7 protein-coding genes are annotated in these 8127 nt (G+C 62.4%); 2 read left to right on the top strand and 5 right to left on the bottom strand.

Going from position 1 to position 8127, the window contains the following annotated elements:
* The 5 genes from D3872_RS00335 to D3872_RS00315 all read right to left on the bottom strand — a co-directional run.
* Positions 1–541 (bottom strand): ABC transporter permease subunit (locus D3872_RS00335; RefSeq protein WP_441295134.1); only part of this gene is annotated, 541 nt, incomplete at its 3' end.
* 3 nt (positions 542–544) lie between these two features.
* Complete coding sequence (locus tag D3872_RS00330) at positions 545–1645, bottom strand: ABC transporter permease (RefSeq protein ID WP_119808930.1); 1101 nt, start codon at positions 1643–1645, stop codon at positions 545–547.
* A complete protein-coding gene (locus D3872_RS00325) occupies positions 1642–3171 on the bottom strand; it encodes an ABC transporter ATP-binding protein (protein WP_119808929.1) in 1530 nt (509 codons plus the stop codon). Before D3872_RS00325 ends, D3872_RS00330 begins: the two co-directional genes overlap by 4 nt.
* A gap of 87 nt (positions 3172–3258) precedes the next feature.
* The gene (locus D3872_RS00320; protein ID WP_119808928.1) at positions 3259–4254 is read right to left on the bottom strand and encodes a BMP family lipoprotein; all 996 of its coding nucleotides are present in this window, start codon (positions 4252–4254) and stop codon (positions 3259–3261) included.
* Between the two features lie 70 nt (positions 4255–4324).
* On the bottom strand, positions 4325–4702 hold the full coding sequence (locus D3872_RS00315; RefSeq protein ID WP_147373749.1) for a hypothetical protein: 378 nt from the start codon (positions 4700–4702) through the stop codon (positions 4325–4327).
* 404 nt (positions 4703–5106) lie between these two features.
* Here D3872_RS00315 and D3872_RS00310 point away from each other — a divergent pair, with 404 nt between their 5' ends.
* Together D3872_RS00310 and D3872_RS00305 are read left to right on the top strand one after the other, a co-directional pair.
* The gene (locus tag D3872_RS00310; protein ID WP_119808926.1) at positions 5107–7413 is read left to right on the top strand and encodes a TonB-dependent receptor; all 2307 of its coding nucleotides are present in this window, start codon (positions 5107–5109) and stop codon (positions 7411–7413) included.
* Between the two features lie 218 nt (positions 7414–7631).
* A partial coding sequence (locus tag D3872_RS00305; protein WP_119808925.1) for a 5-oxoproline transporter, DUF969 family subunit occupies positions 7632–8127 on the top strand: 496 nt, incomplete at its 3' end.

Below are 8127 nucleotides of genomic sequence, written 5' to 3'. Positions count from 1 at the left end.
GGCCAAAGCGGCTGTGGTAGATCACCCAGTGCACGATAGGGATCAGCGCGAACGCCAGGTACACCAGCGCCGAATGGCCGCCGATCACCTTGCCGTAGAACCAGCCTAGGAACGGAACATCCGCGACCGCCGCGGTACCCGGCAGCACGATGTCGAACAGGCGCGCCTGGCCGAGGTCCGGCGTGCGTCCGCCCTGCTGGTAGAAGTACTGCGCCAGCACGAAGGTCAGGCCGCTCATGGCGATGTTGATCGCGATGCCGCCCACCAGCTGGTTGCCCTTTTGCGTGATGCTGACATAGCCCTGCAGCAGCGCCAGCGCGGCCGACACGGCCACGCCCGCGGCCACGCCGTACCAGGCGTTCTGGGTGGTGTAGGCGACAGCGGCCGATACGAACGCGCTCGCGAGCATCTTGCCTTCGAGCGCCAGGTCGATCACGCCGCTGCGTTCCGCGAACAGGCCCGCCATCGCGGCGAAGATCAGCACCGGCGCATTGCGGATGGTCGATACCAGCAGGCTGGCGAATTGGAAGTCTTCGAGCATGGCTTATCCTTTCACCGGCGCCGGCGAGCGGGTCAGGTTGATCATCTTGAGGATCGCGGGTCCATACAGGTTTTCCATCGCGCCGCAGAACAGGATGATCAGGCCCTGGATGAAGATGAAGGTCTCTTGCGGGATGTTCGGTTTTTCCAGCGAGAGGTCGAAGCCGCCCTGGATCAGCGCGCCGAACAGCACCGCCGAGAGGAAGATGCCGACCGGGTGCTGGCGGCCCATCAGCGCGATCGCGATGCCGATAAAGCCCGCGCCTGCCGGGAAGTTCAGCGACAGGTAGTGGGTCGAGCCCATGATCGAATTGACCGCGCCAAGGCCGGCCAGCGCGCCCGAGATCAGCATCGCCACGATGATCATGCGGCTGATCTTCACGCCGGCGTAGTGCGCGGCATTCTGGTTAAGGCCGGTCGCGCGCAGCTCGTAGCCCCATGCGGAACGCCATACCGTCACGCCGTATATCGCCAGCGCGATGATCGCCAGGATAAAGCTGACGTTGAGCGGGGTGTCGCCCAGTGCCGGGAACCATTCGCCCAGGCGCGGCATTTCGCCCGCGCTCGAGAACACGCGGCTGGCCGGGTTCTGCTGGCCTTCCGGGATCAGGTATTTGACGATGATGAAGTTCATCAGGCTGGCGGCGATGAAGTTGAACATGATCGTGGTGACCACGACATGGCTTCCGCGCTTTGCCTGCAGGTAGCCCGGCAGCCATGCCCAAGCCGCGCCGAACACCGCCGCGCCCAGCATCGCGGCCGGGATCAGCAGGATGGCGGGCAGCGACTGGTCGAGCGTGAGCATGACCACGGTCAGGCCAAGGCCGCCGATGTACATCTGGCCTTCGCTGCCGATGTTGAACAGGCCCGCCTTCATGGCGATCGACACCGACAGGCCGGTGAAGATGAAGGTGCTGGCGTAGAACAGCGTGTAGGCCAGGCCTTCCGGATTGAGCACCGCGCTGTCGACCAGGATGCCGAGCGATTCGGTCGGGCTTTCGCCCAGCAGGTGGATCACCAGCGCCGCAACCAGCAGCGCCGACAGCAGGTTCAGGATGGGCAGGACGAAGCCTGTGGCCCAGCGTGGGAGTTCGGTCGTTTTCATTGTTTGCGCATCCCGCCCATCAGCAGGCCGAGGCGGGTGGTGTCGAATTCTTCAATCTTAAGTTCGCCGGTGATGCGTCCGCCGGACATGACGATGATGCGGTCGGCGAGCGCGCGCACTTCTTCCAGTTCCACCGACACCAGCAGGATGGCGACGCCTTCGTCGCGCAAGCGCAGCAGCTGGGTGTGGATGCTTTCGATGGTGCCGATATCGACGCCGCGGGTCGGCTGGCCGACCAGCATCAGCTTCGGCTTGGCCGAGACTTCACGCGCGATCACCACCTTTTGCTGGTTGCCGCCCGAGAGCAGTCCGATGCGCAGGTCCGGGTCGGACGGGCGCACGTCGAAAGCCTTCAGCAGGCCGGCACAGCGCGCCGCGATGGCGTCGAAGTTGAACAGGCCCCAGCGGTTCTTCACACGCTCCTGGTAGCCGAACACGGTGTTCTGCATGACCGAGAAGTCCTTGATCACGCCGTCGCGCAGCCGGTCTTCCGGAACGTGGCCGATGCCGAGGTCGCGGAAGGTCTTGGGCAGGCCGTCGGCATCGTGGCGCTTCGCGTAAGGCAGTTCGCTGCCGAGGAAGGCAACCTTGCCGGAGGTCGGCAGGCGCATGCCCGACAGGATTTCCATCAGTTCGCTCTGGCCGTTGCCCGACACGCCCGCGATCGCGACGATTTCGCCGGCGCGCAGCGTGAAGTCGATGTCGGCCAGCAGGCGCACGCCGGCGGCGTCGGTTAGCTGGAGGCCGCTGACGTTCAGCACTTCCGCACCCGGGTTGTACGGCGCGCGCGGCAGTTCGCTCTGGATCGGGCGGCCTACCATCATGTTCGCCAGTTCCTCTTTCGAGGTGGTGGCGGTGGATACGGCGCCCACCACGCGGCCGGCGCGCATCACGGTGACCTGGTCGGTGATTTCCATGATCTCGCCCAGCTTGTGGGTGATCAGGATGATGGTCTTGCCCTGTTCCTTGAACAGGCGCAGGATCTCGAACAGCGACGCGGTTTCCTGCGCGGTGAGCACGGCGGTCGGCTCGTCCAGGATCAGGGTCTCGGCGCTACGGTAGATCTGCTTGAGGATCTCCACGCGCTGCTGCGCGCCCACCGACAGGTCTTCGATCTTTGCCAGCGGATCGACGTCGAGGCGGTAGCGCTTGCAGATCTCGCGCAGCTTCGCTTCGGTTTCGGCGCGGTGCGCAGCCAGCTTGAAGCCGCCCTCGGTGCCCAGCATGACGTTATCGAGGACGGTGAAATTCTCGACCAGCATGAAGTGCTGGTGCACCATGCCGATGCCCAGTCCGATGGCTTCGTGGCTGGTGCGGATGTTGCGCTCCTGGCCGTCGATCAGGACTTGCCCGCTGTCGGCGTTGTAGTAGCCGTACAGGATGCTCATCAAAGTGGACTTGCCCGCGCCGTTTTCTCCGATCACGCCATGGATCGAGCCCTTGGCGATGGAGAAGCTGACGTCGGCGTTCGCCTGCACGGCCCCGAAGGCCTTGCTTATGTTGCGAAATTCTACGGCTGGCTGCATAGAGGGTTTTGTTGGTGGTAGTTATATTCAAAAGCGCGCCGGACCGGATTACCGGCGCGGCGCGCTTTTTTAACGCGGGCTAAAAGATCAGACCGGGCAGCTGCCTGCTACGCGATAGTCGACGACCTTGATCTTGCCGTTGATGATGTTGGCCTTGGTCTCGAGGACTTTCTTCTCGATCGCAGGCGTCACGACCATGCGGTTGTCCTTGTCCAGGGCCCAGTCGACGCCGCCTTCCTTCAGGCCGCGGTGGGTCACGCCGGCCTTCCAGGTGCCGTTTTTCATTTGCGTGAACGAGTCGTAGATCGCCAGGTCGACGCGCTTGACCATCGAGGTCAGCATGTTCCCAGGGTGGAGGTAGTTCTGGTTGGAGTCGACGCCGATACCCAGCTTGCCTTTTTCCTTGGCCATCTGCAGGGTGCCCATGCCCGAGCCGCCCGCAACCGCGAACACCACGTCCACGCCGCGGTCGAACTGCGCGCGCGCCAGCTCGCCGCCCTTGGCCGGATCGTTCCATGCCGCCGCGGTGGTGCCGACCATGTTCTGCAGCGATTCGATCTTCGGGTTGACCGACTTCGCGCCCTGGTTGTAGCCGCACGCGAATGCGCGGATAAGAGGAATGTCCATGCCGCCGACGAAGCCGATCTTCTTGGTCTTGGAAGCCATCGCAGCAGCGACGCCGACCAGGTAGGAGCCTTCTTCTTCCTTGAACAGGATCGAGTTGACGTTGTTACCCTTGGCGACCGAGTCGATCAGCACGAAGCGCACGTTCGGGAATTCCTGCGCGACCTTCTGCACTGCCTGGGTCTGCGAGAAGCCCACCGCCGCGATCAGGTCGAGCTTCTTGCGGGCCAGGCCGCGCATGACTTGCTCGGCCTGGGTGTCGCTGCTGGCCTGGACTTCGATGTACTTAATTCCAGTCTCTTTTTTGAAGCGCTCAGCGCCTTCGAATGCGGACTGGTTGAACGACTTGTCGAACTTGCCGCCCGCATCGTAGACGATGCCCAGCTTCGGCGTAGCAGCGGAGGCGCCCGCCGTCACGCAGAGTGCTGCCATCGTCATGCTGAGTTGTTTGAATTTCATAAATTTAAACTCCTGGAGTATCGATATTGTACCCGGCGCTATGCTGCCTGGGACCAAGGACTGCGTAAGCTTAAACGAGACTGGTCCTTCGGTGGCGGGAATCTTGGTCATGGCATTCGGGCGGCCGATGGCCGTCCACAGGCGCCGCGCGCGCTTGCTGCATGGCGGCCTGCCAGGAGGCGCTGCGCAGGGCGTTGAAGAAGACCGTGGGGTTCGAGGCGAGTCCCTGGATGCCGTCGTCGGCGATCAGGCGGGCGAGTTCGCCCGAGTCCAGCATGTCGCGGCTGAGATTGTCGAGCCAGACCTGCTGCCCGAGTTCGGCAGCGGATTTGAGGCGGCTGGTGGTGGCACTGCTTACGCTCATTGCTATTTTCCGGTTAGGCCCGATGCGCTTGCCGACGCTGTGGCGTACGGGACACACTCTCTTGTCGTAAGGACGCAACAGCATGCGTCGCTCCGTGAAGCTGGCGGCTGGCGTCGGCGCTGTCCTGTGGCGCCGGTCCCGGCTCAGCAGTGCCGCTGTCACCCTGGTTCTACCGGAAAACCCGTGAAACCCTTGGCCCATGCGGCTTGCGGCAGTTTGCCCGGTATAACTTTCGAACTATGCACTACCGCCTATATGTATGGCAAATATGTTTTTACTTTGACATTTATACGAAGTAAATATAAATAAAAAAGATATTTACACCATTTCTCTGGATGTTAGGATCGAAAATTGTTTGCCTCTTGTAAAGATGCATCCACAACGGCCGCGCTAGAATCTCGCCGAATTTGTGCGCCGCGAAAGCGCCTGTCCGGCGAACGTTATCCGGGTTCGCAGGTTGATCCATTAAATAAAAGGAAAGTCCATAGATGAAGAACAATAGCAAGCATTCGAGCACGGCGACCCGTTCGCTGATCGCACTGGCAATCGCAGGCGCCTTCCCGCTGCACGCAGCAATGGCGCAGGAAGCCGCGCCGGCCGTCGAAGCGAAAGCCCAGCCGGGCCAGCTGGAGACCGTGATCGTCACCGCGCAACGCCGCTCGGAAAACATCAAGGACGTACCGATGGCGATCACCACCCTCAAGGGTGAAAAGCTCGACGTGCTGACCTCCGGCGGCCAGGACATCCGCTTCCTGTCGGGCCGTTCGCCAAGCCTGAACATCGAATCCGACTACGGCCGCTCGTTCCCGCGCTTTTACATCCGCGGCCAGGGCAATACCGACTTCGACCTGAACGCATCGCAGCCGGTCGGCCTGGTGGTCGACGATATCGTGCAGGAAAGCCCGATGCTGAAAGGCTTCCCTGTGTTCGACGTCGACCAGGTCGAAGTGCTGCGCGGCCCACAGGGCACCCTGTTCGGCCGTAACTCGCCGGCCGGCGTGATCAAGTTCGACTCGGCCAAGCCGGTCATCGGCAAGACCGAAGGCTACGCCACCCTCGGCTTCGGCAACTACAGCGCGGTCAATGCGGAAGGCGCGATCAACCTGCCGATCAGCGACACGATGGCGGCGCGCGTGTCGGTACAGTCGCAGAACCGCGACGACCGCGTACACAACAACCGTCCGAACGCTCCGACGAAGGACTTCGAAGGCTACGGCGACCACGCCGCGCGCCTGCAGCTGCTGGTCAAGCCTACGCGCGACTTCAGCGCCCTGTTCAACGTGCATGCACGCGACATGGACGGCAGCGCCACGCTGTTCCGCGCGAACATCATGAAGAAGGGGACCAACGATATCGTCGACGGCTTCGACTACGGCACCTACGATACGGACGGTGGCAACAAGCAGACCCTGAAGACCAAGGGCGCCAGCATGCGCCTTCGCTGGGACATGGAAGGCGTGACCCTGCACTCGATCACCGGCTACGAGACCGCTGACTTCTACAGCCGCGGCGACGTGGACGGCGGTTTCGGCGCGGTCTTCGCACCACCGATGGGACCTGACTATGCCGGCCAGAAGGCGTTCATCCCGTTCCCGGTGGAGACGGCTGACGTACTGCCGGACCACAAGCAGTTCACCCAGGAGTTCCGCGTCGAGTCGAGCAACAAAGGTCCGCTGCAGTGGATCGGCGGCCTGTTCTACTTCAGCGAAGACATGCAGATCGACAGCATCGCCTACAACTCGCTGGCACCAGGCAATCCGCTGACCCCGGACTTCTCGACCCAAACCCAGGACACCCGTTCATGGGCCGCATTCGGCTCGCTGAACTACACAGTATCGGACAAGCTGAAAGTGCGCGGCGGCGTGCGCTATACCGACGACAAGAAGGACTTCAGCGCCCGTCGCCTGGAAGGCGGCAAGACCGCGGGGCCATTCATGCTCGACAGCTCGTCGACCAACGTGAGCTGGGACCTGGCCGGTACCTATGAGCTGGACAAGGACACCAACCTGTTCGCGCGCATCGCAACTGGCTACCGCGCACCAAGCATGCAGGGCCGCCTGATCTTCCTGTGGAGCGTTCCGTCGTTCGCGGAAGCTGAAAAAGCGCTGTCGTATGAAGCCGGTATCAAGCAGGACCTGTTCGACAAGCGCGCGCGCATGTCGGCCACCGTGTTCCAGTACCGCGTCAAGGACAAGCAGCTGACCGCGACCTCGGGTACCATCAACATGAACCAGCTGATCAACGCCGACAAGGTGACCGGCCAGGGCGTGGAGCTCGACTTCCAGGCGAACATTTCGGAAAGCCTGCGCATGACCGTTGGCGGCAGCTACAACGACACCGAGATCAAGGATGCCGGCCTGTACGTCCAGACCTGCGGTAACGAAGGGAATACGCCAAACGGCTCCAACGGCTGCTCGCCTACCGGCGTACCTGGCCCGTTCGCCTACACCCAGCGCCTGAACGGCAATCCGCTGCCACGCGCACCTAAATGGCAGGGTAACTTCACGCTGCGTTACAGCGCAGCGGTAGCGAACGGCGAGTTCTACGCGTACACCGACTGGGCATACCGCAGCACCTACAACATGTTCCTGTACGAAGCAAAGGAATACAAGGCGAAGTCGCTGGTGGAAGGCGGCCTGCGCGTCGGCTACAAGTGGGACAACTACGAAGTGGCTGCGTTCGCACGTAACATCACCGACAAGGTGCAGCTGGTGGGAGCGATCGACTTCAACAACCTTACCGGCATACTGAACGAGCCGCGCACTCTCGGCGTCCAGCTGAAGACAACGTTCTAAGCGATATCGCTTGAATGAAAAGCCCGCGCACCGAAAGGTTCGCGGGCTTTTTTAGTTCGCATCAATGGATGCGAATTCGGCGGATGCGGCCTCGGCGGCAGCCACGCTTATCCGTCCTACGGTTCGCAACGAGACAAGTAGGGCGGATAAGCAGAGCGCATCCGCCGCTTCTGTGAATGGTAATATTGCGCCGCCCCTTCCCCGCCCATGGAGAATCAATGCAATCAGCAGTCAACCTGTGGCCCCTTGCCGGCGTCGCGGTCATCGTCCTTGGCTTCGTTCTCCGGGCGCACCCGGTACTGGTGGTGGTCGCCGCCTGCTTCGTCACCGGCTTCGCCGCCTCGATGCCGGTCGAAGCGCTGCTCGCTGCGCTCGGCACCGCCTTCATCAAGACCCGCAACCTGCCCATGATCCTGCTGCTTCCGCTGGCCGCCATCGGCCTGCTTGAACGCTTCGGCCTCAAGGAGCATGCGCAAGCCTCGATCGCGAAGATCCGCTCGGCCACCGCCGGCCGCCTGTTGATTTTCTACCTCTTCGTGCGCGAACTGTCCGCCGCATTCGGCCTGACCAGCCTTGGCGGCCACGCCTCGATGGTGCGCCCGCTGGTGTCGCCGATGGCCGAAGCCGCGGCCGAAACGCAGAACCTGACCCTGACCGAGAAAATGCGCTTCCGCATCCGCGCCATGACTGCAGCCACAGACAACGTCGGCCTGT

This window comes from Massilia cavernae (assembly GCF_003590855.1).
Classification (GTDB): domain Bacteria; phylum Pseudomonadota; class Gammaproteobacteria; order Burkholderiales; family Burkholderiaceae_D; genus Telluria_A; species Telluria_A cavernae.
This window is presented reverse-complemented; position numbering and strand designations above follow the sequence as displayed.

What these genes read in the sequence shown, in the direction of transcription:
- D3872_RS00330 (WP_119808930.1), bottom strand. Translation starts at nt 1,645, where the DNA reads ATGAAAACGACCGAACTCCCACGCTGGGCCACAGGCTTCGTCCTGCCC.
- D3872_RS00325 (WP_119808929.1), bottom strand. Translation starts at nt 3,171, where the DNA reads ATGCAGCCAGCCGTAGAATTTCGCAACATAAGCAAGGCCTTCGGGGCC.
- D3872_RS00320 (WP_119808928.1), bottom strand. Translation starts at nt 4,254, where the DNA reads ATGAAATTCAAACAACTCAGCATGACGATGGCAGCACTCTGCGTGACG.
- D3872_RS00315 (WP_147373749.1), bottom strand. Translation starts at nt 4,702, where the DNA reads ATGCTGTTGCGTCCTTACGACAAGAGAGTGTGTCCCGTACGCCACAGC.
- D3872_RS00310 (WP_119808926.1), top strand. Translation starts at nt 5,107, where the DNA reads ATGAAGAACAATAGCAAGCATTCGAGCACGGCGACCCGTTCGCTGATC.